Annotated in this window: 23 protein-coding genes and 1 CRISPR repeat array (1 of these 24 only partly in view); of the genes, 6 read left to right on the forward strand and 17 right to left on the reverse strand. The window is 48.8% G+C overall.

Annotated elements, in window-relative coordinates; genetic code table 11:
• Window positions 1–2 precede the first annotated feature (2 nt).
• Both C7R91_RS05190 and C7R91_RS05195 read right to left on the reverse strand, forming a co-directional pair.
• Complete coding sequence (locus C7R91_RS05190; protein ID WP_047072031.1) at window positions 3–827, reverse strand: MerR family transcriptional regulator; 825 nt, start codon at window positions 825–827, stop codon at window positions 3–5.
• Between the two features lie 144 nt (window positions 828–971).
• Window positions 972–2,453: a DEAD/DEAH box helicase gene (locus C7R91_RS05195; RefSeq protein ID WP_047071634.1), complete on the reverse strand. Its 1,482-nt coding sequence runs from the start codon at window positions 2,451–2,453 to the stop codon at window positions 972–974.
• A 318-nt stretch (window positions 2,454–2,771) separates the two neighbouring features.
• Between C7R91_RS05195 and C7R91_RS05200 the strand changes: the two genes are divergently transcribed.
• Window positions 2,772–3,305, forward strand: coding sequence for an RNA polymerase sigma factor (locus C7R91_RS05200; RefSeq protein ID WP_047071633.1), 534 nt, complete (start codon window positions 2,772–2,774; stop codon window positions 3,303–3,305).
• Entirely contained in the window at window positions 3,292–4,401 is a 1,110-nt protein-coding gene (locus tag C7R91_RS05205; RefSeq protein ID WP_047071632.1) for a DUF4179 domain-containing protein, read from the forward strand. Before C7R91_RS05200 ends, C7R91_RS05205 begins: the two co-directional genes overlap by 14 nt.
• A gap of 72 nt (window positions 4,402–4,473) precedes the next feature.
• Here the strand turns inward: C7R91_RS05205 and C7R91_RS05210 are convergent, their stop codons facing one another.
• The 7 genes from C7R91_RS05210 to C7R91_RS05240 form a co-directional block, all read right to left on the reverse strand.
• Window positions 4,474–5,550, reverse strand: a complete 1,077-nt coding sequence (locus C7R91_RS05210) for a M42 family metallopeptidase (protein ID WP_047071629.1) — start codon at window positions 5,548–5,550, stop codon at window positions 4,474–4,476.
• 140 nt (window positions 5,551–5,690) lie between these two features.
• Window positions 5,691–6,992: an MFS transporter gene (locus tag C7R91_RS05215; protein WP_047071627.1), complete on the reverse strand. Its 1,302-nt coding sequence runs from the start codon at window positions 6,990–6,992 to the stop codon at window positions 5,691–5,693.
• 75 nt (window positions 6,993–7,067) lie between these two features.
• Window positions 7,068–7,670 (reverse strand): TetR/AcrR family transcriptional regulator, encoded by a 603-nt coding sequence (locus tag C7R91_RS05220; protein WP_047071626.1) that lies wholly within the window; start codon window positions 7,668–7,670, stop codon window positions 7,068–7,070.
• A 149-nt stretch (window positions 7,671–7,819) separates the two neighbouring features.
• Window positions 7,820–9,256, reverse strand: coding sequence for a dipeptidase PepV (gene pepV, locus C7R91_RS05225; RefSeq protein ID WP_047071624.1), 1,437 nt, complete (start codon window positions 9,254–9,256; stop codon window positions 7,820–7,822).
• Entirely contained in the window at window positions 9,243–9,980 is a 738-nt protein-coding gene (locus C7R91_RS05230; protein WP_047071621.1) for a GTP pyrophosphokinase, read from the reverse strand. The genes pepV and C7R91_RS05230 overlap by 14 nt, the downstream gene beginning before the upstream one ends.
• A 133-nt stretch (window positions 9,981–10,113) precedes the next feature.
• Window positions 10,114–12,195, reverse strand: coding sequence for a methyl-accepting chemotaxis protein (locus C7R91_RS05235; protein ID WP_047071620.1), 2,082 nt, complete (start codon window positions 12,193–12,195; stop codon window positions 10,114–10,116).
• A gap of 122 nt (window positions 12,196–12,317) precedes the next feature.
• Window positions 12,318–12,791 carry an N-acetyltransferase gene (locus C7R91_RS05240; RefSeq protein WP_007722846.1) on the reverse strand — a complete coding sequence of 158 codons (474 nt, stop codon included), beginning with the start codon at window positions 12,789–12,791 and terminating at the stop codon, window positions 12,318–12,320.
• A 200-nt stretch (window positions 12,792–12,991) separates the two neighbouring features.
• Here C7R91_RS05240 and C7R91_RS05245 point away from each other — a divergent pair, with 200 nt between their 5' ends.
• Window positions 12,992–13,585, forward strand: a complete 594-nt coding sequence (locus C7R91_RS05245) for a TetR/AcrR family transcriptional regulator (RefSeq protein WP_047071619.1) — start codon at window positions 12,992–12,994, stop codon at window positions 13,583–13,585.
• A gap of 38 nt (window positions 13,586–13,623) precedes the next feature.
• On the opposite strand, the gene C7R91_RS05250 is transcribed toward C7R91_RS05245, so the two are convergent.
• From C7R91_RS05250 to C7R91_RS05255, 3 genes are read right to left on the reverse strand one after another with little or no spacing between them, the layout of a single operon-like run.
• Window positions 13,624–15,300: a peptide ABC transporter substrate-binding protein gene (locus C7R91_RS05250; RefSeq protein WP_047071618.1), complete on the reverse strand. Its 1,677-nt coding sequence runs from the start codon at window positions 15,298–15,300 to the stop codon at window positions 13,624–13,626.
• A gap of 3 nt (window positions 15,301–15,303) precedes the next feature.
• The gene (locus C7R91_RS29285) at window positions 15,304–15,477 is read right to left on the reverse strand and encodes a hypothetical protein (RefSeq protein WP_162837757.1); all 174 of its coding nucleotides are present in this window, start codon (window positions 15,475–15,477) and stop codon (window positions 15,304–15,306) included.
• Window positions 15,437–16,765 carry a sensor histidine kinase gene (locus C7R91_RS05255; protein WP_047071616.1) on the reverse strand — a complete coding sequence of 443 codons (1,329 nt, stop codon included), beginning with the start codon at window positions 16,763–16,765 and terminating at the stop codon, window positions 15,437–15,439. Before C7R91_RS05255 ends, C7R91_RS29285 begins: the two co-directional genes overlap by 41 nt.
• Window positions 16,766–16,946: 181 nt before the next feature.
• Here C7R91_RS05255 and C7R91_RS05260 point away from each other — a divergent pair, with 181 nt between their 5' ends.
• Window positions 16,947–19,439 (forward strand): U32 family peptidase, encoded by a 2,493-nt coding sequence (locus tag C7R91_RS05260; RefSeq protein WP_047071614.1) that lies wholly within the window; start codon window positions 16,947–16,949, stop codon window positions 19,437–19,439.
• Window positions 19,440–19,470: 31 nt separating this feature from the next.
• The gene (locus C7R91_RS05265) at window positions 19,471–19,701 is read left to right on the forward strand and encodes a DUF1128 domain-containing protein (protein WP_047071613.1); all 231 of its coding nucleotides are present in this window, start codon (window positions 19,471–19,473) and stop codon (window positions 19,699–19,701) included.
• A gap of 65 nt (window positions 19,702–19,766) precedes the next feature.
• Here the strand turns inward: C7R91_RS05265 and C7R91_RS05270 are convergent, their stop codons facing one another.
• The 3 genes from C7R91_RS05270 to fabF all read right to left on the reverse strand — a co-directional run bounded on the left by C7R91_RS05270 (window position 19,767) and on the right by fabF (window position 22,724).
• On the reverse strand, window positions 19,767–20,840 hold the full coding sequence (locus C7R91_RS05270) for a DUF4179 domain-containing protein (protein ID WP_047071611.1): 1,074 nt from the start codon (window positions 20,838–20,840) through the stop codon (window positions 19,767–19,769).
• Window positions 20,815–21,363 carry a sigma-70 family RNA polymerase sigma factor gene (locus C7R91_RS05275; RefSeq protein WP_047071610.1) on the reverse strand — a complete coding sequence of 183 codons (549 nt, stop codon included), beginning with the start codon at window positions 21,361–21,363 and terminating at the stop codon, window positions 20,815–20,817. The genes C7R91_RS05270 and C7R91_RS05275 overlap by 26 nt, the downstream gene beginning before the upstream one ends.
• A gap of 128 nt (window positions 21,364–21,491) precedes the next feature.
• A complete protein-coding gene (fabF, locus tag C7R91_RS05280; protein ID WP_047071608.1) occupies window positions 21,492–22,724 on the reverse strand; it encodes a beta-ketoacyl-ACP synthase II in 1,233 nt (410 codons plus the stop codon).
• A gap of 143 nt (window positions 22,725–22,867) precedes the next feature.
• Here fabF and C7R91_RS05285 point away from each other — a divergent pair, with 143 nt between their 5' ends.
• The gene (locus tag C7R91_RS05285) at window positions 22,868–23,731 is read left to right on the forward strand and encodes a helix-turn-helix transcriptional regulator (protein WP_047071607.1); all 864 of its coding nucleotides are present in this window, start codon (window positions 22,868–22,870) and stop codon (window positions 23,729–23,731) included.
• Window positions 23,732–24,086: 355 nt separating this feature from the next.
• On the opposite strand, the gene cimA is transcribed toward C7R91_RS05285, so the two are convergent.
• On the reverse strand, window positions 24,087–25,709 hold the full coding sequence (cimA, locus tag C7R91_RS05295; protein ID WP_047071605.1) for a citramalate synthase: 1,623 nt from the start codon (window positions 25,707–25,709) through the stop codon (window positions 24,087–24,089).
• A 118-nt stretch (window positions 25,710–25,827) separates the two neighbouring features.
• The gene (locus tag C7R91_RS05300) at window positions 25,828–26,667 is read right to left on the reverse strand and encodes an alpha/beta hydrolase (RefSeq protein WP_047071603.1); all 840 of its coding nucleotides are present in this window, start codon (window positions 26,665–26,667) and stop codon (window positions 25,828–25,830) included.
• 129 nt (window positions 26,668–26,796) lie between these two features.
• Window positions 26,797–26,978: a CRISPR direct-repeat array (repeat unit 32 nt) (it continues 1,833 nt past the right edge of the window).

The raw sequence follows: 26,978 nt of genomic DNA on the forward strand, positions 1-26,978 counted from the left end.
GCTCATTTTTGCCCCCTTGCTTCAATTGGAATCTGGATTTCTATGAGCTCAACTCCAGGTTCTTCTGATAAGGGAACATAGATTTCTCTGCCGGGCTGCTCGCTTCGAATACAATAACCATGCTGTTCAATCCACGTAGCCAGATCCAGGCAAGCTGATTCTTTAAAAGTCGAATCCGAACGGAATAGTAGCGTAGCCATTGTCTCGGCAGGCAAGAAGCTTCGTTCCATTTGCTCAGAAAGTTTGACAGATTCTGTTTTACTGGCGTAGCCCACCCCAAATTCGAAAAGCTGATCCTTCGTTCCGCTTTCCTTCCATAGCACTGTTTTGGGACCAGTCAAGGATGATTTCAGGCTGGCATCAAGCAAGCTGTCGAATACTTGAAACAGCCAAGGAATATCTTCAGCAACACCCCGTGCTGAATAGGAAATCAAGTGCATACCATCTACCTGCTTCAAAACCACCTCTTGCTCCTTCTCGATCCTTCCCTCCCGTTCAACGAGCTGCACCCGTTCTTTAATACGGGCAAGCTTTGACATTTCCATCTCCAGTAGGGATTGGATTTCATTTTCTTTGAGCCTTAACATCCCCCGAATTTGTTCGGCTGGTATATTCTCGTGAAGCAATTGCGCAATCTGCTGCAATGAGAACCCCAATTCTTTGAAGATGACAATTCGATTGATTTGCAGAAGTTGTTCGGCACAGTAATATCGGTACCCGGTCGTATCATCGATTTTTGCTGGTTTTAGAATCCCAATCTGATCATAGTAGCGCAACGTTTGCAACGGAATTCGACTCAGTCGGGAAAACTCGCTGATTTTGAACAATTCCACACCTTCTCTCCCATTACTTCGATCCGAGTATAAACCTTCTAGTCGAGTATAAAGTCAAGAACTTCCTTTCATACACCAAAGCGTTTCTACAAAAAAACCGCCCAGATCCTTTTCGAATCTGGGCAGCTTCTTCATTTCTTATCTTCCTCTTGATTTCCCGGCAGATTGACCAAACGGTTTTCCACCCTTGGCAGAGCGAGCAGCTCCACCTTTTCCTGCTTTTTTGGCATCGGCAGGCTTCACTGATTTACCCGCTTTACGCGCTGCAATCGCTTCTGCCTTCTTGCGATTTTTCTCGTACTGCGTCTGCAATTCACCCAGTTCACGCGCCATTTTCTTTTTGTAGCCCGGTTTTACCTTCGTCTTTTTCTTCAAGGCTTCACGTACTGGAGAGAACTCTTTGTCTTTTTCCCTCTGTTGCTCTTTCGCCTGTTGCGCCCGCAGCTCAATGAAATGAGCTTCCCGTTCTTCTGCGCGCTGACGGCGACCCGCATCCAGATGGCGACCTACCTGCAAAATTCTCTCCTCGATCGATGCCTTCGTGGCTTTGGCAAAACGCCCCATCAAATTCTTCTGACGAGGAGAAATGAGGGAGATGGCTTTTCCTTTTTGTCCCGCACGACCCGTACGTCCAACGCGGTGAATGTAACTGTCCACGTCATTCGGCAAATCGTAGTTGATGACATGTGTTACGCCTTCAACATCAAGTCCACGAGCCGCGATATCTGTCGCGATCAAGTATTGGAAACGAATCTCACGGAATTGCTTCATTAGTTGTTCCCGCTTGTTTTGGGACAAATCACCGTACAGCGCTTTCGCAGCCAGGCCATTTTCCTGCAATCGAGCTGTAAGCTGCTGTACACGAACTTGTGTATTGGCAAAAACGATGGTCAAGAACGGCTGCTCTTGCTCCAGCACATCGACGAGAGCGTCCGTCTTATCGCTTTGGTTCACTACAAAGTAAAATTGTTCAATGCGCTCCACAGTCTTCTGCTTGCCCTCGATTTTGATATGCGGTGGCTGCTTCATGAAGCGGTGCGCCAGTCTTTTTACCAAATCAGGCATCGTAGCAGAGAACAACAGCACCTGACGCTGAGAAGGCGTGTGGACGATCACTTGCTCCACATCTTCCAGGAAGCCCATTTCCATCATTTTATCCGCTTCATCCAGCACCAATGTGGAGATGCGTCCGAAATGGAGCGATCCGCGCTTCATATGATCCAGCACGCGCCCCGGTGTTCCGACTACAACATGAACAGTTTCCTTCAGTTTGCTCAGTTGCTTGTCGATATCCGTTCCACCGTGCAGAGACAGCACGTTTACATTCAGGTGCTTACCCAGCTTTTCTACTTCTTTTGCAATCTGAATGGAAAGCTCACGTGTCGGGGTGAGAATGAGCGCTTGAATGTCGCGTTTTCCCTCTTCCAATGCGTTGAGGATCGGCAGCATGAATGCCGCTGTTTTTCCCGTACCTGTCTGAGCTTGTCCGATCAGATCTTTGCCTTCCATAATGAGAGGAATGGCTTCCTCTTGAATTTGTGTTGGTTCTTTATAATACAGGTCTTGAATCCCTTGCATCAGCTCCGGACGAAAACCAAAAGACGCAAACGATTTTGCCATAACTTCCACTTCCTTTCACAAGCGATCCGATTCGCCACACCATGACTGCATGGACAGTGGATGCGATAAAACCGGCTCTCATCAATCAAAATTCATCCTAGGCAGGTTGTTGCCCTTGCGAAATCCTATCCTACCTATACTAAAGGAGTACTCTCGAAAAAACAACTAAACCGTTCAACTCCCCTTCATTTTTCTTCGAGACTCGTGACACGAAGCAAGCCTAGATAAAATTTTTGCCTACATGATGTGACCATGTATCGATTTCGCTGATCTAATTACTGTCAATGTGAAAAACCAACACAGAAAGGAGTGATAAAGGTGAATCTAAGAGAACAGGTTCTTCTGGCAAAGCAAGGTGATCGCGAAGCTTTTATCGCTGTTGTCAAACAAGTCGAGAGCTCCTTGTACCATACGGCTAAAGCCATTCTGAAAAAAGAGGAAGATATTGCGGACGCTCTCCAGGAAACCATTTTGAAAGCTTATAAATCGCTGCATTCACTTCGTGAGCCCCAATTTTTCAAGACATGGATGTTCCGAATTTTGATCAATGAATGCAATAAGATAGTTGCAAATCGCTCCCGTAACGTTCTAATGGATGAATTCCCTATCCAATTCTCACTCTCCCATAGTGACGAACATCTTGACCTGCGGGACGCCGTTGAGAGATTGGATGAGCAGCAGCGCCTTGTTATTGTGCTTCACTATTTTGAAGACATGCCTTTAAAACAAGTTGCAGAGATACTGGGAATTTCAGAGAGTGCCGCGAAAATGCGACTCAGTCGGGCACGGAACAACTTGATGGAAAAATTAAACACATTTCGGGAAGGGAAGATACATTATGGATCAATCTAAATTGGATGTAGAACTAAAAGAGTACAAACGTACAAAAGAAACGACGATGTCACCATTGGTACGCGCTCGACTGGATGAAACATACGCCGCTCTCCCAGAAAGGTCTCGTGAACAAAAAGTTCGACGATTTCGTAAAGCACCCTATGTTGCGGCCGCCGCAGTTATTCTAGGTGCAACTGTTTTCACCTCCGGATTTATCTCGCCGGTCATGGCGCAATCGATTAAACAGATCCCAGTGGTGGGGAGTCTCTTTAGCTTAATCGAGGCGGACCTCGGCTTGCGAGCTGCAGGCGAACAAGGTCTTTCTTCCAAGGTGAACAAGAGTATTTCTCATCAGGACATGAAGCTCGAGGTAACGGAGACGGTCTTCGACGGAACACGCGCTGTCTACCTACTCAGTGTAACGGCTCCAAACCTGAAGGACGGCATGTTTGATACGGGAAAAGAGGTTGTCAAACTCAGTGACGCTATCGAAAATGTCACTTTTAGCATCGATGGAAAAGGTCAAGATGACCCAAGTAGTTTGGTAACAAGCGGTGGTTTTTTCTCCTCGGCTGGCGAATCGCACCCAAACTTGCTTGTCTTCGAAGAAATTTTGAAGACACCTGACCACAATTCAACGAGCAAGATTCCAGATTCTTTCCATGCGAAAGTGGTTGTTAAGCTTGCTGGAATTGATCAAGCCTTCAAGCTGGACATTCCGTTCCAAAAAGCGACGAACGACACCATCCAGCTTAAACCGAATGCTGTTCAATCAACCGATGGGATTTCTTTCGAAGTATCCGAGGTCAATGTGACGCCAGTGACGACGCGCTTGTTGTATTCGGTCAAACTGGATGGCAAAACATCAGATCAGTTCATCAGAGCTGCCCTGTTTGACGACAAAGGTCGTCAACTGACGTCCCTCCACGGAGAAGGAGAACGTAAGGATAACACTCTCACATTTGACGCCCGCTATGCTTCTGCACAAGGAAAGCCGAAGTATTTCATAATCAAGCCTTTTGTCGTAAAAGATAATTCCGCTGAAACTGTCGCAGACGATCAGTTTATTAAGGGGCTGGAAATAAAGGTAGACCTCCCCGAGCAGAACAAGTAACAAAACGAAAACCCTCCCCAATGCATTCCATCTTGCATGGGGAGGGTATTGCTTTGATTTCCTTTCCTTACCTTATCTGTCGATCAGTTGTTGAACCGTTTGTTTATCGAGCTTCTTGATAACAGCTGTCAGCAGCTGAGCAGCCTGCTCGAAATCACTTTTGGACATAATCGCATTATGGCTGTGAATATACCGTGTCGCAAAACCGACGACAATCGACGGGCAGCCAATGCCGCTTGTATGGAATTTGGCTGCGTCTGTTCCGCCTCCTGCGAGAGCATCCACCTGGATATTGATGTCGAGCTCCTCTGCTGTGTCGAATACGAGATCGCGCAATCCGGTATGCGGAATCATCGTGGCATCAAATAACATGACGAGCGGACCGTCCCCCACATTGCAGGTCATTGGATACGATTCATTACCAGGCGTGTCATATGCGAGTCCAACATCAACAGCAAAAGCAATATCCGGTTCAACCAGATTCGCTACTGTGCCAGCACCGCGAGTCCCAACTTCTTCCTGCACGGTTGCACCCGCGTATACCACATTCGGATGCTCTTCCTTCTGCAATCGTCTCAGTACCTCGATAGCCAGTGCACACCCCGCTCGATTATCGAGGGCCTTTGCTACCCACAGCTCTCCGCCTCGCATCGTCGTAAAATCACTGTCAGGGACAATCCAATCACCAGGGCGAACCCCCATTTCCTTCGCATCTGCTTCATCTTTCGCCCCGATGTCAATGTACAAATCCTTGAGCTTCATGACTTTTTCCCGCTCTTCTTTTTCCAGCGCGTGTGGCGCCTTCGAACCAATGAGCCCCAAATACTCACCTTTGCGTGTCTTGACCTTCACGCGCTGTGAGAGGATATTGTGCGTCCACCATCCGCCAAGCTGGATGAAACGCAAGTACCCTTTTGGCGTGATATGCGTCACCATGAACCCTACTTCATCCAAATGTCCCGCGAGCAAAATTTTCGGACCGTTTTCTGCACCCGTTTTCTTACCGAGTACTCCACCCAGCCGATCCTTTACCAGTTCGTCGCTGAGAGGCTGCAAGTACTCCTCCATCTTCACCCTGACTTCGCGCTCGTGCCCTGGTACTCCGTCCGCTTCCGTCAAATCCTTGATCAATTTCGTAAGATCGTCCATCATTTATCTCCTTTTCGATACTGACATATTCCATTATGATTTCGAGAAATCGTTTACATAATCCTTTCATTTCCAAATTGCCTACATTCTATTTGTTATTGTTTCCCTAACAAATGTCCCGAATGCGCTAGATTACTTCTTCATGCTGTCGCATTTGATTGGGTGGCCTTCGTAGTGGTTTCTTGTTCTTGCTCAATCTTTTTCGTAATCCGATGAAATAGCACGAGACAAATCAGTCCCATCCCTACAAAAATTCCGGTGATCGCAACGTTGGGAACCCACGCACTGACAAGAATAAACACACCTGCACTGCTGATCCCTACGATACTAAACAAAGAATGGACAGCCATATACGTGCTCCGCGCATGATCCGGCACCATATTGGCGAGTAACGCTTGCTTTACCGGAATGTGCATCACTTCACCCAACGTCGCGAAGAACATGGCAATGAGCAAGACTGCGGGAGAGTTGCTGAAGCTAATCCATGCATACCCGCAAAAGTACAGAACCAAGCCTAATAGGAGCACAGCCCTATCTCTCATGCTCTTCATCACGTAGGAAACAACAACAGTCAAGCAAACAACGAGCAACGTATTTTCTGTTTTTAATAGACCTAACAAGTTCATCCCGTCCACCTGAATGCCAAGAAACGAAAATAACTGCTCAGGCTCTGGGATTTCTTTCACTAAACGAAGGCCTATGACATTGGTCAATTGTTCCTCCACAGCTATAATGAGCAAATTCGCTATGGTAAACAGCAGAAAAATCCGATGCTTGAGCACTTCTTTATAAGCTCCCATGACATCTGCCATAAAACTCGAATCTTTTTGTCTTTGTTTGCAAGTCGCCGAGCGTGCACGTTTTTCTGGCACATACGTTTCCTTGATAAACAGGATTGTAATGGCGAGCGAAATCGCAATGCTTACAGCCACACCGAGAAATAGAGCAAAGTAATGCTTGTCGAACAAAAAAGCCCCCACCAATCCTCCTATCGCTACCGCCAGATTATTCAACCAATAGGAAGCAGTAAAAATCTCTCGCCTGTTCTCGGACTGACTCACATCAATGATGAGTGCTTGGTATGCAGGACCCGACGCCCCCAAACAAATGTTATTGAACAGAAACAAAATAAATGTCACATAGGGCAGCTGAATCCATGGTGAGTTAACGAAGGCCACACCAAGAAAACTGAGGAAGATGACGGCCTCACACACAACGATGACTTTTTTTCGCCCGATCCTGTCTGCCACATATCCCCCTGCAAAAGAACCTGCCACACTCGCTGCCATCACGCCTAAAAACATAAAACCCGTTACAACCGTCCCCAATTGCTTCGAGAAAAAAACAATCAAGTACGGGGTCACAGTCATGGTCGCCATCGTCGTCAAAAATTGTAACATCAGTCTGATCTGGATGTTGCTGTCGAACTTCCAAAAACGCATTGTGACCACTCCTCTTTTTAGAACGATTGATTAATCAATCATTTATAATCCAAAAAAATAGACCGATGGAGAATGCTAGCGATTCTTCGGTCCAAAAAGCTGCATGGCAAACGGGACGAATTTTTCCCACATGTTGCTTTGTGGCTCATCAGTCAAATTCACACGCAGACCAATTAGCAGGCTCATGTAGGCTGTCGCCACGTATTTGGGGTCTTGGACATGCAAGAGTCCTTTCTCTTGCCCATTGATCAAGAGCTCCGCAATTTTCGTACGAAAGCTGTTGTGAAACGCATCTAGCTCGGCAAAAGAATGGGCAAAACGATTATAGTAGCCGACTACTTGTACGACCAGACGCAAGTACGAATCGAACGCTGCGAACATCTTAATGTGATTGGTCACCATTCTCTCTAATTCCAGTAATGGCTCAGATGCTTGGGGATCAAAGTCCAGCAGTTTGACGGAATGCTCTTGCAATGGCTCCGTGACAGCTGCATGAAAGAGCTGATCCTTGTTTTCAAAGTACGTGAAAACACTGCCAAAGCTCACTCCCGATGCCTTCGCGACTTTTGCAATGGTGGTATCATCATAGCCGCGCTCAGCAAACAAGAGAACTGCCTGCTGGAGAATCGTTTCCCGCTTTTGCTTCATTTTTAGCACTTGTTCTTCTGAAAGTGGCATGCTTTACAGGCTCCTTGCCAATGAATGATTAATCGATCAATCGTTACATGCATTATAGTACTGACTTCCAGCATTTGCAAAGAATTTTGTCTCGTCTGATTCAGTAAAAATAAAAACGGCTGGAGCTTGTGCCCAGCCGTTTGCTATTTCTACTTCGCTAATTCATAGATCGCTTGCGCGTAAATCGCTGTCGCTTTAATTAGATCATCCACAAAAATATATTCATCTCGCTGGTGGGCACTGTCAGGACGCCCTGGGAAAAGCGGTCCAAATGCTACCCCTACATCCAACGAACGGCCGTAGGTAGCTCCGCCAATTGCGATGATGCCAGCTTCCTCCCCTGTTTGCTCCGTATACACTCGTTGCAGTGTCGTCACCAAAGGATGATTCGGATCAACGCGGTGCGGTGTCAGATGCTCTGCCACTTCGAGTGAAAATGCCCCTTCGCTGAAGCGTTCAGCAAGAACGGCCGACCATTTTTCGAAGGCAACAGAATGTGGGTAACGGATATTCAGTCGGAAAAGCGCATCCTGCTTTTCGTCATACTCGATCACACCTGTGTTCAGTGTGAGTGCCCCCATTTCTTCATCATCATGCGCGATGCCAAGCGCTTCCCCGTAGTGCTGCTTGTGCAAATAACGATCAGTCAAGCTTACAAATACAGCTCCGCGTTCATCCAAGGACAAGGTGCGCAAAAAGTGAATGAGCTCGGTACCCGCGTTGACACCTTTGCTCGGGTCCATTCCGTGAACCGAGACGCCCTCCATGTGCAGCACTACGAGACCATCCTGCTCCTCCGTCTTGCCTTTCAAGCCAGTCGCGTCCAAGTGCTGACGATAACTTTGTGCAATCGCCTCACTATTCAAGCCAATTGGCGCAAGCGTTGCTACAGCCTTGTCTGGAACCATGTTCATCCGCAAGCCAGCCTGTAAGGAAACGAGCTTTGCCTCCACGTTTTCCGCAGCAGGCATTCCGAGGCTTTGGAAGGATTCTAGCGTCTGGCGCAATGACAGATCAGTCAAGCCTTTTTCCGCATAGATCAGCGGGAAGTCTGCATCTGGTGTAAAGCCCATCGTCGGCATTTCTTCCGTTTCAAAATACGTGTTCACACACTGCCAGCTCGATTCTTCATCCGTTCCGAAAATAAAGCGCACGCGCTTCGAGAGCGGCAACCCCAGCTCCATCACGATCTTTGCGGCGAAAATGGCAGCCATCGTCGGTCCCTTGTCATCAATCGCTCCACGAGCCACGATGCGTCCATCCACGATCTCGGCTGCATACGGTGGCGTACTCCAGCCATCGCCTTCCGGTACGACATCAACATGGCTCAGAATGCCGATCAATTCCTCGCCCTGCCCGAATTCAGCATGCCCTGCATATCCGCGGACGTCTTTGGTTGTCATACCTGCTTTTTCACACACGCCTAATGCAAAGTCAAGCGCTTGCCGAATCCCTTCTCCAAAAGGGGCCCCTTCCCGCGCGGACTCGGGGTCCAATACGCTTTTAATTTGCAAAAATTGTTGCGTCGTCGCAATCAGTTCTTCCTTGCGCTTATTTGTTTCCTCCAGCCAATTAACGCTTGTCATCCTCTTCCCCAGTCCCCTCATTCATAATTCCTTCGTCCATTGCCGCATCGACATCGACATCGAGATCCAGCTCAACCAGCGATAATAATGACTCCATCGGAACTTCTTTTTTCGTAAACTCTGCTTGGGCGTCTTTAATTTCGTCCCGGATATTGTTCATTTCGCTATCCAGCTTGTAGGACGCCTTGGCTGCCTCGAACAATCTTTGCCGTATATCAGATGGGATAATTCCCTCGTATTTATAATTCAGCGAGTGCTCAATCGTCGCCCAAAAATTCATTCCCAATGTGCGAATCTGAATTTCTACCGGAATGGTCACTTGCCCACCCGCCATCATGATCGGATACTCCACAGCAAGGTGATAGCCGCGATATCCGCTTTCTTTTGGGGTAGAGACATAATCCTTTTCCAAATACACACGCATATCTCCGCGGTTGCGGATCATCTCTACGACTGCCGGTATATCATCAATAAACTGGCAAATGACGCGGATGCCCGCGATATCGCGAATTTCCCAGCAGATATTCTCATCAATCGGAAACTGCAAGCGGTTTGCCTTGTTGTAAATACTCGGGATCGATTTGACCCTGCCCACCGCAAACTCAATCGGTGAATGCTCCTTGCGTTTGCGCAGCTCGTTACGGATATTTTTAATTTTGACTTTGATTTCTTCTACAGCTTGCTCGAACGGTAGCAGATATAGTTCCCAATCTAGTTTGTGCACGCTTACGTCCCTCCGGCCTGAAACTCTCCATCGTCCTTATCATTCAACATTTTGTGTGAGATATCCTTCCAAAATACAAAAAGAGACGGGAGAAAAGGCAGTTGTCACCGGCTTTTGCTCCGTCCCTTTTTTCTTAATTTTCGCGCGAAACAAAGGTTGCAAGGGAGCTTCTCAGCTCTTCTGCCAGAATAGCCAACTGATTCGCAGCATCTGCGATGAGCTCCATCGCTGCACTCTGCTCCTCTACCGCAGCCGAGATGCTTTGGACACCAGCAGCCGCTTGCATCGATGCAGACGATACTTCTCCAGCAACTACAGCTACCTGTTGGGCATCTGGGGCCATACGCTTGAAGGCTTCACTGACACCGTTAATTTCTTGCGACACCCCGAGGATGTTTTCCTCGATGTGCCGGAACATCTCTTGGGATTGGTGTGCTGTCTTCATGCCACGGGCGGTCGTTTGGGCACCCTCGACCATTCTGGATACTGCTTCCTTTGTATCCTTTTGTACGTCTCCAATCATGCCTACGATCTGCTGGGCAGCATTATTGGTATCCTCCGCCAGCTTGCGCACTTCCCCTGCGACGACGGCAAATCCCTTCCCATGCTCTCCTGCTCTGGCCGCTTCAATCGCAGCATTCAAGGCTAGCAGATTGGTCTGGCGGGCTATTTCTGTAATGACCGAGATAATTCTCGAAATGTCCTTCGAGCGCCCCTCCAATACATGAATGACGTCCGTCGCAGCTTCTACTGAACGATTGATTTCGTCCATGCTGTCCATCACATCTGCGATCGCGCGTCTGCCTGCGTGTGCATGCTGCTTCATTTCCTCCGCAGATACGGTCACTCGCTCTACATTTTCCGTTACCACCGCCACATCCCTCGTCAAATCAACAGCCAGATTCAAGGTTTGTCCCATTTTTTCCACCTGGCTGTCAGCAGAAGCGGCCACTTGGTCGACGACGAGGACAATTTGTTGGCTGGAAGCAGCAATCTCACTGGTGTTTCCCTGAATATTTCGCACCGCACCGGAAACGGAAGCAGCTGCCTGCTGAATCTGAAACAAGATTTTGCGCAACTGCTTCTGCATGGTAACGAGAGACCCTGCCAGCTCTCCTAGTTCATCTTTTCTTTTTAATAGCTTGTCAGGAATCTCACGCGAGAAATCACCGTGCCCGATTCGCTCAGCGACAGCAAGCATGCCGTGAAACGATCGACGAAGCCAGTTCGCTGTAAATAACGAGATGATGACGATAAGCAAGAGGACGGCACCATTAAAAGCAATCATGGCATCCCGAATGCGGTTTGGGCCCTCCAGTATTTCGGTCATATTCATCTCTGCCAAAATCGCCCACGTCTTCTTCCCCACTTTGACCTGATCGTAGGACACGAGCACTTGCTGTCCCAAGTAATCCATGCTTTCGACCGTTCCTTCGGATTGTTGGGTGAGCAAGACTTGGTCGACGATGGGCGTATCTACTTTTTGCTGTAACAACGTATTTGGTCCACTACCCAGTTGCGAGCGCATGAGCTTGTCCGGACTACCTACCAGGTAAATCTTCCCGGTTTCCCCCAGCCCTTCCCGTTGGTTGAATATTCTTGAAATATAATCCATAGATACTTCGACTGCTATTTGCCCGATGATGTAGCCTCGTTCGTAGATCGGCGCTGCAATGTATACCCCTGGCGCCCCTCCAGATGGTTCGTAAATGCCTAGATCTGACATTTCTGCGCTTTGGGTTTTCTGGACTTGCTGCACAGTCTGGCCAAGTACAGAGTCAGCGTGTGGGCCAGTCATGAGATTGGTACCAAAATCGGCCTGAGGCTTTGTCTCGTACACGATGTCCCCTTGTGCATTTAACAAAAAGGCATTTACGAAGCCGTAGCGAGCGACCTCCATCTTCAATTCGTTCGTATATCGCGCTTGCACTTCTTCATAAGCAGACGATTCCAGGCCTTGCCGCCACACGCCCTCAAACGAAGAAAGGGCAGACATTACTGTTCCCGATGCAGCCAACGTATCCACGTTCCTGGCTCGCTCGCGAAAGTAATTTTCCACCTGTTCCTTGTTGCTTTGACGCAACGCTTCCAGTGTAGCGGCACTGCCTTTCAACAATTCCTGCTTGGATTCCTGATACGCAAACAATCCCGCTGCCGTCAGCGGTACACTTCCTGCCAGTAGTAGTACGAGCAATATACGAGCGCCTAGTTTCATGGAAAAGCCCCCTATTTTTTCCAATACCTTTTTCTGTTATACTAATAGAATATTGTTTATATTTCTACTATTTATATGAATATAGTACCAGAAAAGGAAAAAGGAAGGCTAGACCAAATGTATCAGGCCGTCTCAAAAATCATAGCTATTTCGTCGCACATCGGCAGCTTGGAGCAGTTAATGCAATCCTTCCAAGCTTTTTGCGGCAGTGTTTCCTTGGCAACGACCCAAAATCCGCACTTTTCAAAAAACACCTGTTGATAGGTCAGCGCGAGTACACGCTTAATTCCCAAAAGGCGGCATTGCTCAACCAAATGAAGAACCAGATGTTTCCCAACGCCCATCCCCTTTGCTTTTTCCGAGATAGCCAAGGAGCGGATCTCCGCCAGGTCCTCCCACAAAATATGCAGGCCTGCTACACCTACGACCGAATCCCCATCATGAGCGACAATAAAGGATTGCAAGTTTTCCAGGAAAGACAGCTTCGTACGTGGCAGCATCAAGCCTTGTTGTGCATATTCATTAACAATTTCCAACATGGCATCCACGTCTTTCATCGTAGCCTGACGTACTGCCAAAGCCTTTGCAACACCCATTTTACTCTCCTCCACTCCATGCATAACGAGCCTGGTATGATTTAATATTTATTCATTATAGTATATAAATATACATTCGTATTGTGCAGAAGTCTATCCTTTTTTCACCTAATTTATGCGTAATTGTATGAACTATTCTTTTGTTAGGTAACGGTTGTGTTATAATCAAGCGTACGAGTTCATAAGGAGGTGCTACATACTTGACGACGAGACGGGAACGGAAAAAGCGCGAAACACGCGAAAAAATCTTCAATGCTGCCATCAAGCTTTTCAAAACGCACGGCTTTGAAGCAACCACAATCGACATGATTTCCGAAGAAGCGGATGTTGCACGCGGTACGATCTTTTTGCATTTCACTTCAAAGGAAGCCATTCTCGCCAACTGGGGTTATGAGCGTCTGCATGAAATCGAGGAGCGCCGGGAAGAGTGGGATTACGGTAACGACTGCAAGTCGAAGGTGCTGCGAATCTACAAGATCATGAATGAAGTCACCATCACCAATTTCGATTTCATCAAAGTCGTCGTAGAATCCTCGATGAAACATCGGAAAGTGCTTGAGAACGAAAAGAACATGTACTTTGAATTGCGCCAACTGTTCGCTGACCTGATTGAAGAAGCGCAAGAAAAGAATCAACTGAAAAGCAAATTCAACCCTCTTGTCGCTGCGAATATGTTAGAAAACATTTACTATAATGCTCTTTATGATTGGGTACGCAGCGAGGGCGCTTGGGCACTCGAAGAAATCATGGAAGAGAAGGTCTCTATCGTATTCGAAGGGCTGGTCGTGGAATAATCCGACTGACCAGCCCTTCGAATGTGACTACTTATGATTTATTCGAAATAGGCCCATTTGTACTGCGCGTTTCCCAGACCTGAAATGACTACGCCCTTCAACTTGGGGTTTTGCGCATACACTGTAGACTTAAAGTAAAACGGAATGACTGGCATTTCGTCCACCAAGATTTTCTCAGCCTCTTGCAAGATCGCTTTTCGCTTGGCAGCATCCTTCTCCTTGGCAGAAGCCGCCAATAGATCGGCATATTGACGATTCTCCCAACGAGTATGGTTGTTGCCTTCCTTCGTTCGGAATATCTCCAGGAAATTGATCGGATCGTTGAAATCCCCCGTCCACCCCATCCGCGCTACTTGAAACTTCCCGTTTTTCACGTTTTCATAGTAGACATTCCATTCCTGATTCTCCAGCTTGACGTGCACACCCAAGTTTTTTTGCCACATGTCCTGTACGGCTTGGGCGATTTTCGTCTGTGCTTCTTCTGTATTATAGGACAGCGTAATCGGCGGGAGCTGATCGACGTTGGCGTACCCTTCTTCCTTCATGCCTTCCGCCAACAGCTGCTTGGCTTTTTCCATGTCGTTGTCTGTAAACAAGCCTTGCTCGTTCTCAGCAAACATCGTAGGCGGCACTACAGCTGTCGCAACCAATTCCCCTCCCTGGGTGATGTTCTCCACAATGTCTTTCCGGTTGATCGCGTAGGAAAAGGCTTGGCGAATTTTTTTGTTGTGGAAAGGCTTTTGCTCTGTGTTGAATTCATACCAATACGTCCCGGCTTTTGGCGTGATCACCAGCAAGCCTTTTTCCTTCAAGGTCGGCATCGCGTCGAGCGGAAGATTGCCAGTCGGGGCACCTGCCCAATCGAGATCGCCACCCTCCAGCATCGACAGCTCTGTATTCGCGTCATTGATCATGTTCATTTCGATTTTGGTCAGCTTGACAGCGTCTGCGTCCCAATAATGCTCGTTTTTCGTGAGCGTCAGCTTGTTTTTATGCTCCCACGCAGCGAGTTTGAACGGTCCATTCGAGGTGTAGGCTGGTCCTGCTTCCTTCGCCCAGTCCGGATTGTCTTTCACCACTTTGGTATTTAGCGGAAAGTAGCTGTAAAAAGCCGTCAGCTCCAGAAAAAACGGAGTCGGGTTTTCTAATTGGACGACCAGTGTCTTGTCATCTGTTGCCTTAACCCCGATCTCTTCGGGCTTCACTTTGCCAGCAAAGGCTGCCTCTGCATTTTTTATATAAAACAGCTGGTAGGCATACTGGGAACCGTTTTTGGAATCGAGTGCCCATTTCCAGGCGTTTTCAAAATCGTGTGCGGTTACGGGATCGCCGTTCGACCACTTCGCATTGTCACGCATCGTGAAGGTGTACGTCAACAAATCATCTGATGCCTTGATTTCCTCGGCCATCGCGGGCTGTGGAACGCCCTTGTCGTCAATGCGAGTCAGCCCCTCAAACGTCTGAAAAATGACATTGGATGACCAAACATCCGAAATGAGTCCGGGATGAAGAGAAAGCGGTTCTGTAAAGTTATTCAGTCTGAGTACTTGTTCGGGTTGCGCGGATGCATTAGCTGGTGTAGCCTCTGTCGTTGGTTGTGTGGCAGGCTTTGCTGCTTCCTGTGGTTGTCCGCATGCAGCAAGCGATAAAGCCAAGCCTGCTGCGAAAACAGCTTTTCCTGTTTTTTGCCACCATCGGTTTGCGGAACTTCTCATGGTCTATTCCCCTTCGTTTGAGAGCCTTCGCTGTTCTTCATGCTGTTGCCATTCTTTTAGCTCGCTTTTGATTTGATAGAGCTCTGCACGTGTTTCGAGCTTGAACGCTTTTAATTCACTTCTGATGACAGCCAACTCATGAAAGAGTCGCTCCCACACCTCTTGATCTTTGTCCATGTTCGCCTCCTTTCTCGGACGTATACACAGCAGGCAGTTGAATCGTCACCTGCGTTCCGTGCCCTCGTTCACTCTGAAAGTGGATCGTCCCTTGCATCGCCTCGATGATCCGGCAGGTTACCATCAAGCCGAGACCTGTCCCTTTTTCCTTTGTAGAATAAAAAGGCAGCCCAATCTGTTCAATCTGCTCCGGCGTCATCCCCTCTCCCTCATCCTTGATGGAAATCACATGATAGTTCCCGGCTGCTCGTACGGTGACATGCAGTATGCCACCTTGTCCCATCGATTCGATACCGTTTTTCATCAGATTCATCAATGCTTGCTTGAGCTTAACGGCGTTGCTCTCAATGAATAGGCCCGGCTCGGTCTCACAGGAGATTTCCACTCGGTTCATGACGCTGTAAGAGGACATAATGGCGGTTATTTCTTTCACGGTATGCGCAATCTCCAGTCGCTCGAGTGTCTCAGAATGAGGCTTGGCCAGATTTAAATAGTCGGAAATAATAAATTCAGCCCGATCGAGTTCATTCAAGACCAATCGGATGTATTCAACGTTTTTCGGATTCGACTCCTCGCGCAACAACTGGACAAAGCCTCGTACCACCGTGAGTGGATTGCGCACTTCATGGGCAACGCTGGCTGCCAGCTCGCTGATCAGGTTCAGCTTTTCCGAGCGTTCGACCTGCTTGCGGATAATATGAGATTCACGAATAAACTCGATGAAATAAACGGCTCCACCTTGTACGATCAAGGCGAGGTAGCCGATTTCCACCAGCGGCTCCAGATAATTGTTAATGATGGACAGCGGAAACCCTCTCCAGATCAAAACAACCATCCCTCCACCGATGATGGATAGCTGCTTCAAGCATCCGATCAAGAGAACGACCGCTAGTTTTTTTCGTAAAGAGTAGCCATACCATCGATTGACTAACAAAAACGGGATGATCACATAAACCATCGTTTCGAGTATGGTCATCTGGACGCCATCGCCACCCAGAACGATCCGTACGACAAGCATCACCAAAATCGTCAAAATGCCCGGGATATACCCAGCGTATAAAATGGTAATAATGATCGGTATCGAGTGTAAATCGTACTCCATACCATTACTGAGTTGTACTGGAAAGCTCATAGAAAGAATGACACTGATTGAGCTACAAACGATAACCATGGATGACTTGACGCTCATCTTGTTCGAGGTTGATCGCCCCAGCCAAACGTTCCTATACAGCAAAACAGGGACGATAACGAACAGCAACTGCAGCAAAATGTCTTTGATGATTAACATATATCGGTTCCCCTGGTTCGTAGAATATTTCGATTTTTCTTACAGAATACCATCACTAGGTGTCTTTCTGGAAGGCACATTTTCAACATCTGGCAGATAGGATGTTTTTGTTGCGGTGACCAGCACATTTCCCTATGATGAAGAAGAGCTTGTTTGAAGACCTTGGAGGTAAGACATACACATGCGAAATGGTATAAAGCGTGAAGATATCGAGCTGTTGGCACCTGCTGGTAACTGGGACTGTTTGAAGGCAGCCGTGGCCAACGGAGCCAATGCCATCTTTTTTGGGGTAGAAAAGTTCAACGCGCGTGCTCGTGCTGAGAACTTCCAAATGGCGGAACTGCCTGAGATTATGGCTTATTTGCACATGTACGGGGTAAAGGGCTTCCTTACCTTTAATATTCTCGTATTTGAAAATGAACTAGAGGATGCACGCGAGCTGATTGACGCCTGTATTCACGCTGGAGTAGACGCTGTGATCGTGCAAGACCTCGGTCTTGTAAAGATGATCCGCGAGATTTCTCCAGACTTCCCGATTCACGGCTCTACACAGATGACGATCACTTCGCCGGAAGCGGTGGAGTTCACAAAGCCGTTTGATATGGAACGCGTCGTCCTCGGTCGTGAAAATTCATTAAAAGAGATCAAAAAAATCGGAGAAAAAGCAAAGCTGCCGATGGAAGTATTCGTCCACGGCGCCTTGTGCGTTTCTTATTCGGGACAATGTCTGACCTCAGAAATGTGGGGTGGACGCTCGGCAAACCGCGGGGAGTGTGCCCAAGCCTGTCGCTTGCCGTATGACCTGATGGTAGACGGTGTGCAAAAGGACATGGGGAACATCGCTTACGTGCTGTCCCCGAAGGACTTGGCTGCCATCGATTTGGTTCCTGAGCTGATCGAGGCTGGCGTGACTTCCTTTAAAATTGAAGGCCGTCTGAAAACACCTGAATACGTGGCAAACGTCGTGAGCAAATACAATGCCGCCATCGAGCGCTATTTTGCGGGACAAGATACGGGACCAACCGAGGTAGAAGTACGCGAGCTGCAACAAAGCTTCTCCCGCGGGTTTACACACGGATTTTTGACCGGGACAAACAACAAGCAGCTCGTAGATGGTTCGTTCCCGAAAAGCCGCGGTGTGTTTTTGGGAACCGTGAAAAAACTGCTTCCTACAGGCGTTTTGGTGGAGATCACTGCTCCTGTCAAACGCGGAGACGGAATCGTGTTCGACGCGGGGGACCCTACGCAAAAAGAAGAAGGCGGTCGCATCTACGATATTTTGAGCCGCAGCAAAAAGGTAGAAGGCGAAGTTTCCAAAGGCTTGTACGAAATCGTCATGGGACGCAATGACGTGAATCTGAAGCGTCTTCACGTCGGTGACCGCGTATGGAAGACGAGCGATCCTGAGCTGGATCGTCGCCTGCGCAAAACGTTCGAGACCGAAAAGCCTTATCGCACCTTCCCACTGTCTGTTCACGTGAGCGGAAAGCTGGGTGAAAAGCTCAGCGTCACTTGGGTGGATAAACAGGCGAATCACGCTGTCAGTGTTCCTTCCGAGGTACTGCTTGAAACTGCTTTGAAGCGTCCGCTGACGAAAGAGTTGCTGCACGATCAACTCAGCCGTCTGGGCGGAACCATTTTCCACCTGGAAGCTCACGATCTGACTGTCGATCTCGAAGGGGATCTTATCGTTCCTGTCAGTGCGTTGAACCGGATGCGCCGTGACGCGGTCGAACAGCTCGTGTTCCTGCGCTCCAAGCCGCCGATTTACCACCATCACGATATCAACGTATATGCGGATGTTCCGAAGAGCCAGCCAGTGGAAAAGCCGCTCCTGACAGCGCTGTGCCGCTCCCTTGAGCAATTGGAAGCAGCTGCGCAAACAGATGTGGACTTCCTCTACGCTGACTTTGAATTCGTCAAGCAGTATCCAGAGGGTGTCAAGCTGGCTCATAAGTACGGGAAAAAGATCGGGATTGCTACGATGCGCATTCATATGCCGGATGAAAACGGTGTGCTTGCCCTGATCGCGAAAAGCAAGCCAGACGCTATTTTGGTGCGCAATACGGGAGCACTCTATTACTACTTGTCCCGTCGTGATGAAATCGACATTCCGCTGATTGGCGATTTCTCCTTGAATGTCGCGAACCACAAGGCAGTTGAGCTGTTCCTCGCAACAGGTCTTGAGCGCGTCACGCCATCGTACGATCTGAACATCCAGCAGATGGTCGATCTGCTCAGCCGCTCGAACGCTGCGAACATGGAGCTGGTCATCCACCAGCATATGCCGATGTTCCACACGGAGCATTGCGTATATTGCACATTCATGAGTGAAGGTACTGACCATACAAACTGCGGAACTCCATGTGAGACCTCCCGCATTTCTTTGAAAGACCGCGTCGGTTTCTCTCACCCTGTACGTGTGGATACCGGTTGCCGCAATACCGTTTATAATGCGATTGACCAGTCCGGTGCTGAGTACTTGAGCGAGTTCCGCTCCCTGAATGTCGGCAGCTATCGCATCGAGTTTTTGGAAGAAGAGCCAGAGCGCGTGAAAGAGGTAATCAGTCTGTATCGCAAGGCATTGCGTGGAGAAGTTAGCGGTACACACGTATGGCGTACCCTGAAGGCAACCAACCAGTTGGGCGTCACACGTGGGCAACTGACGAAATAACTACCATATTTGCAGAGAGGAGCGAGAAAGTATGGCTGACCTGAATCAACCTTCTGTTGAAAACCTCGCTATTATCATTGAAGGCATCAAAGCAAAGCTGAACATGGCGAATACAGCGGTGATGCGCCCGGAGGATTTTGATCTGGTTCATTACGAGGATTTGCTGTACCTGTACAACATGGTGCAGAAAAAAGCCGCGTTTGGCATCAATGAAATGACCGCCATCGTTGAAGAGCTGGGTGCGATGAGAAAACAATCCTAGTTTTTGCCCCAACACAGAAAAAAGCGTCGCTCCTGCACATGGAGTGACGCTTTTTTGCGTGGACTTTATTTTTTCAACGTAACGGTAAATGTTTTGAACTCGATGTCTTTCCCGTGTTTATTTATCGTTTCGATTTCGCTTTGGATGACCGTTTCTTTTCCGTTTTCATCTATCTTGACACCACCGCTTTGAGATGGCAATGACAGATACGGAGTGATCCTTATTTCTTTTACATCTGCTGTCACCGGGTCAAAACGGCGAGTACCTGCAAGGTATTCTTTACCGTCTAATTTTTTACCTTGGCTACCGCCTGAGTAGGCTCCTAGCTCATTTCCTTTATCATCAACGACCTTGAATTCCAAATAGCTCGATAAATAGCCGATTTCCTCCGTTACCGCCTGAAAACTGACAAACAGTCCTGCTGGAGCCATTGTTATATCCGAAACAGTTAGGTCAATGCCTCCAGCTTTTTGCTGGTGATTGATCGCAATGCGTTTCGTATCTGTGCGGGAACTGATTGGCAAGGAGAAGTTCCACTGCTTGCCGTCCTCCCCATGGAAGCTCAATCCGAGCTTGAACTCCTCAGGCAAGCCATTGACCGCGTCAATATCAACAATCCCGGTCGCAAGCGTTGGCGTGATTTGTGTATGCTTGCTGCTTCCTGTGTATCCAAATGCTTTCTCATTTACCGTCAGCTCTGGCGAGGAGCCTAAATAATGCTCTCCAACTGCCTGCTTCGTTTCCAATGTGTAACCAATCGTGAATCGCGTGCCGTCATAGTACACTTCATTGACAGTAATCGCATGGCCACCCACGTCCTGCGACTCGCCAATGACAGTTGTTAAGCCTTTTTCACTCACTTGCTTCAATCCATTGTCTCCGTATGCCGCGAAAATCGATCCAATCAAAGGCACCTTGGACACTAGGTTTGCCATTGCCGGGGAAACTGCTGCTGAGCTAAACAAGACCCCTAAAGCTACGACCGCTGCCCCTGTACTGTACACCAGCTTTCGTTTGCTCAGGCGTTTTCTTTTCGGTGTAGCCTGCTGAACCGTTTGGGCGATAATGGCGTCCAGCTTCTCTGTCGGGACCGGAATGCGATCTACTTGCTCTTTATAGGCATGAATTTTTTCTCTCATCGAAGTACTCCCCTTTCAACTTCTTCTTTAATAGAGTCAACCCTCTGTGAATATTCGTTTTCACAGTGCCTTCTGGACAATCCAGCGTTTCCGCGATTTGCTTGACGGAGTAGTCCTTGTAAAACCTTAACATCAGCACCGTTACATACTTTTCTTCCAGCTCTTCCATTGCCTCCAGCAGATCGATCCGTTCCTCAAGCCTTACGTTTCCTGTATCCCGCACATTTTCAATCATGTCTTTGCTAAGCGAGATTACCTTGCGTTTCTTCGCCAAATAGGCAAGCGCGGAGTTGATCAAAATGCGTGTCAACCATGTGGTAAAATACTGCTCTTCCTTTAAGGTTGAAATGGAGAGCAACGCCTTATAGACCGTTTCCTGAAAAACCTCAAGCGCATCCTCTTCGTTGCGCGTATACACGAAAGCCATCTTGTACAGATTGGCTTTTTCCTGATGAATGAGCATTTGGAACGCGTCAGCATCACCAGCCTTGGCACGAGCAACGAGACCAAGATTTTTATTCAATCAGTTCCCCCCTCCTTTTCTCCCCTGTTAGAGAAATCAGGGCGACAAAACGTTTCATTTTTTTCTATCGAAATAAAAAAAGCCTGCTCTCACAGTCTACCTGAGACTACGAGAACAGGCTCTATCCGCTACATTTTTTTCAGCACAATGACTGCGTTATGACCGCCAAAGCCAAAGGAATTGGACATGCCGATGTCGAGCGTGGCTCTGCGTGCTGTATTTGGCACATAGTCCAGATCGCATTCAGGGTCACGCTCCTCCTGATTAATCGTCGGAGGAATAATCCCTTCCTGCAAGCTCTTAATCAGAGCGATCGCCTCCGCCCCTCCTGCTGCACCAAACATATGACCCGTCATCGATTTGTTGGCGGTGATCGGCACACGGTACGCATGCTCCTCAAACAGCTTTTTGATCGCCAATGTCTCGGAACGGTCTCCGATTTCTGTGCTGGTTGCGTGCGCACTGATGACATCCACGTCTGTCGTTTGCACCCCTGCTTCCTGGAGGGCCCATTTCATCGCACGGTAGGGACCGATTCCTTCTGGATGTGTCGCCACCATATGATAGGCATCAGAGCTTGCCCCGTAGCCGATCACCTCGGCATACATGCGGGCGTTTCTTTTCTTGGCGTGAGATTCTGATTCCAAAATCACAATCCCGGCACCCTCTGCCATGACAAACCCATCCCGCCGGGAATCAAATGGCCGACTCGCTCCTGCTGGATCATCATTTCTCGTTGATAATGCCGTCGCATTGCTAAAGCTGGCGAGAGATATGTCCGTCACTGCGGCCTCAGACCCACCTGCGATGACGACATCCGCCCCGCCCGACCGAATGAGCCGGAAAGCCTCACCGATGGACGTATTCCCAATCGAGCAAGCAGTAACAGGTGACATCGTCGGCCCGTACAGACCGTACTTGATGCTGATCATCGCTGCTGCCATGTTGGAGATGAGCATGGGAACAAGCGTCGGACTGACCCGCTCAGGACCTCGTTCACGAAGAACGTTATGCTGCTCAAGGAGCGTCCCTACTCCACCGATGCCAGAGCCTACATATACCCCGATTCGCTCGCGGTCCAACTCGTCCAGCCGAAGTTCTGCATCCTCTAGCGCTTCTTCTACAGCAGCAAGGGCAAACTGGCAAAAGCGATCCATTCGCCGCGCTTCTTTGCGCCCAAAACGCTCTGCCGGATCAAAATCTCGCACCAAACCTGCGATTTTCGTTTTATTGCGTGCTGTATCAAAAGTATCAATAGGCGAGATACCAGACTTCCCTTGCACGAGACTGTTCCAAAACTGATTCACTGTATTCCCTATCGGGGAGATTACTCCCATACCTGTGACAACGACTTTTTCCATGATTAGCCTCCTATTCGAGTGCCTTATGGAAATCATCTTGTCACACGAGTTATCCTATTACAAGTTGTTGTTTATCCTAGTATAATGAGTACTAGTCTAACAAACTTAACCAGTTGAGGAAATCGAGAAATGGAGAGTGTACCATGAATCAGCAAACGCGTTTGCAGGCACTGTCTACTTTTTTGAAGGCACAGCGCGCCAAAATCTTGCCACAATCGATCGGGCTGGCTCCTGGGACGCGCAGAAGAACGCCTGGGCTTCGAAGAGAAGAAGTTGCTCAGCTCGCGGGGGTTAGCTCCACCTGGTATACATGGCTGGAACAAGGCCGCGATATCAAGGTCTCGCCTTCTGTTCTGGATGCGGTAGCAAGAGCCTTGCAGCTTACCGTCGATGAGCGCAAATATTTGTATGCGCTGGCACTAGAGACAGGAACGGGAGTCGGGCAAGGTGTGCAAAAAGATGAACCGCCGCAGATCAATCCTGCCCTGAAACGAATCTTGAAAGAATTGCGCTCGTGTCCCGCCATCATTACAGATCGACGCAGTCATATTGTCGGCTGGAACGAGGCAGCCGCACATGTCTTTCTCGATTTTGAACAAATCCCTTATGAAGAGCGCAATTTGATCCGCTTGGTGTTTACACGAAAGGAATTACGGCGGCTGGCCGTCAACTGGGAGCATTTCGTCAGCGGCTTTCTCGCGATTTTTCGCGCCAACTACGGTCAGTATGTAGAGGACGAATGGTACGAGCAGTTTTTAAGCGAAATGCGGCAGGTTCATCCCGACTTTCACGACCTGTGGGAGCAGAGCCGCGTCAGCTCAGCCCCGGAGGTTTTACTGGAATTCCGTCATGCGAAGGCAGGGAAAATGCTCTTTCATCTGACTTCGCTACAAGTTTCCGGGAGCGCGGATTTGCGATGCAGCATTTACACGCCTGACCCGAATTCTGCCACGGAGACAAAGCTGCGGCAGCTGATTGATCGGCCTGTTACTTCTGGCAAACCTTGACCGAAGTTCTATGTGGTTTGAGTCAACATGGTGGAGGAGAAGAAAAAGCACAGTTCTCTTCGACTCTGACACGCCAGCATGGGGGATTGACTGTCCGTCTCCATTTCAAAAAGGGGACCGTCGAGCCAAATCCACCCTACGGGCGGATGTTTCTCAAGGAAGAAGTGTTCGACAAACGTGGTCCCCTTTTGGAAGTTCCGACTGGGTAGGCGTTGTCAAGGTCTACGAGCTCTGTGCTTTTTCTTCTCACTAGCCTTGTACGTTGATCGGTACCTTTTAAAAATTTCATTTCATAAATACTCCGTGAGAAATAGGAAAACCAGCCCGACGGCATCTGCCAGGGCTGGTCACTTTGCTAATGATTCACAATTCCTACGCGCGTCCCAGAGGAAGCAAGGCTTCCGACTTCCTCGCAGCCTTCTTTCCACAGCAAGTAACGGATACTGTCTGCCAGCGCTTCCCAGCTCGCCTCGATGACGTTGGTGGAGACGCCGACTGTGCTCCACTTTTCGCCGTTGCTCGAGGATTCGATCAGGACACGTACTTTTGCGGCAGTCGCGCCGTTTTCGTCCAGGACGCGCACCTTGTAATCTTCCAGCTGCATTTTTGCAATGCATGGATAGTAGCCTTCCAATGCTTTTCGCATCGCATTGTCCAGCGCATTAACTGGACCATTACCGTCTGCGGCCGTATGGACAGACTCCCCATTCACACGAAGCTTTACAGTCGCCTCCGACGTGATCGATTGGACGGCTGCCTTTTCCAGCATGATCTTGAAGGAGTCCAGCTTGAACAGGTTTTTCAGCTTGCCGGAGGCTTCCAGCAGCATCAGCGTTAGCGAAGCCTCTGCTCCTTCGTATTGATAGCCTTGGAATTCGCGCTCTTTGATGTGTGTAATGATTTCTCGCGCCTTTTCCCGGTCCAGCGAGAGGTCGATCTCGAGCTCTTCCATTTTGGCGAGCAAATTGCTTTGTCCTGCAAGCTCTGAGACGAGTACGCGACGTTTGTTGCCGATGTTTTCCGGCTCGATGTGCTCGTACGTTTTCGGATCGCGCATAACGGCGCTTACGTGAATACCGCCCTTGTGAGCAAAAGCACTGTACCCGACAAACGGCTGGTTGTTCGGCATCGTCATGTTGGCAATTTCCGCTACATAGCGAGACAGCTGTGTCAGCTCCTGCAATTGATCGCTGCTCACACATTGATAGCCCAGCTTGAGCTGCAAATTCGGAACCACTGAGATCAGGTTGACGTTCCCGCAGCGCTCACCGATGCCGTTAATCGTTCCTTGGACTTGCTGTGCACCAGCCTGAATCGCAGCTAGTGCATTGGCAACCGCCACTCCGCTGTCATTATGCGGATGAATGCCTACAGGCGTCCGCAGATGGACCACAGTCGTTTTGACAATATCATAAACTTCATGCGGCAGTGTCCCGCCATTTGTATCACAGAGAACAATCCAGTCAGCCCCAGCCTCTTCTGCTGCTTCCAACACCCGCAATGCGTAGCGCGGATTCGCCTTGTACCCATCGAAGAAATGCTCTGCCAAAAAGAGAGTCGTCAGTCCGTTTTCTTTTAAAAATGCGACCGAGTCAGCGACCATCCGCACGTTTTCTTCCAATGTTGTCTTCAGAGCATCCGTCACGTGCAAGTCCCATGATTTCCCGAAGATCGCGGCTGCCGAGGCTCCACTTAAGATCAACGCTTGCAGATTGTCATCATCCGCCGCTGCTACATTCGGTCTACAGGTACTGCCAAAAGCCGTTACCTTAGCGTGTTGCAGCGAAATCTCCCGGATACGCTCAAAAAAAGCCATGTCCTTTGGATTGCTGCCCGGCCAACCGCCTTCAATAAAATCGATACCAAACTGATCCAGCCGCAGTGCGATCTTTATCTTGTCTTCTACCGACAGGCTGATCCCCTCTCCCTGCGTTCCATCTCGCAGGGTCGTATCATACAGATACACCTTGCTATTCATGTTTCTTCTCCACCTGTTCTGTTATTTTTCTGAATAATCACATCATTCAAATCGTTAGACGATTCCCAGTATACCACAGCCCAAATGGAAAGAAAACGCGGGAAAATAGAGGTTTTTTCTATGTCCGTGGGGTGCGGACAAATGCGACGGTTTGCTTGATCGCAGCTTCCAGCGGAGCCGATGTACCCGCAAACGGATGACGCGTGTTAAATGTATGATCTCCGCCTTCTATCCAGTGCAGCTCGCTGTTTTTAGCGGCCTGATGAATTCTTTTTGCACCCTCTACCAGACGGACATAATCTTTTTCTCCTGTGATGATGCACAATGGTTGCTCCATCGTAGAAACAAGTTCCAAAATATCGTATTGCTGGCGATTGTTGTCCACGTCCTCGATCACGACTCTCGTGATTGGCATGTCTTGACCAGTCCGGGCATTTGCTATGTATCCGACGCCTGTCTCTTCTATTTGTCGGCGCAGCTTCTCGTCGAACAAATCGACATGAGCGATTCCGTTCCAGGTCACAATCCCTGCCACATGCGGGTTGTTTGCTCCAAATAGAATCGCGTCACCGCCGCCCTTGCTGTGTCCGAGTACGTACAACTTCGTTTTGTCCACATAATCGGGTAACGGTAGCTCGCCTGACAAAATGTGTTCCGTCAACGCTTGCAAATCAGCCAGTTCACGCGCATACGTATTGCGTCCGAATTTCTCCAGCTCGTCGAACTCCGTCAAGCTCTCCCCTACGCCATTGCAGCTAAAATTAAAGCGAATCGTGGTAATGCCTTGCTTGGCCAGTTCATCGGCTACGTAGGGAAAACTTCCCCAATCCTTGAAGCCTTTAAAGCCGTGGCAAAACAGCAGCAGTGGCTGTGCTGAGCCTGCCGATTCCTCCGTATGAATGTCGCCCCGCAGCGTTAACTCCTCATCGAGTGCGATGGAAAATGATTGCTTTTGCATGTGCGTTTCACCTCTTGTGCATTTTTTTATTATTATGCCGTGTCTTTTCCATTCATTAGCCTAAGTCTAAAAACATTCGCATGTTACGAGTGATTCCCTGAGTGTTGTTTGGCTTGTTTTGTAATCGTAGTTTCAATTCGTACTCGGGCGTAGCGAGTGACCGCGCGTTCGAGGATTTCCGCTTACTTTCCGTCGTTTCAATCCACACTCGTACGTAGCGAGTGACACCATCATAAAATTCGATATTTGCCTCATAGGTGTTTCAACCCACACTCGCGTGTAGCGAGTGCCCGACATGCTGGACACCGCGA

This window comes from Brevibacillus formosus, from assembly GCF_003013405.1.
GTDB classification, from domain to species: domain Bacteria; phylum Bacillota; class Bacilli; order Brevibacillales; family Brevibacillaceae; genus Brevibacillus; species Brevibacillus formosus.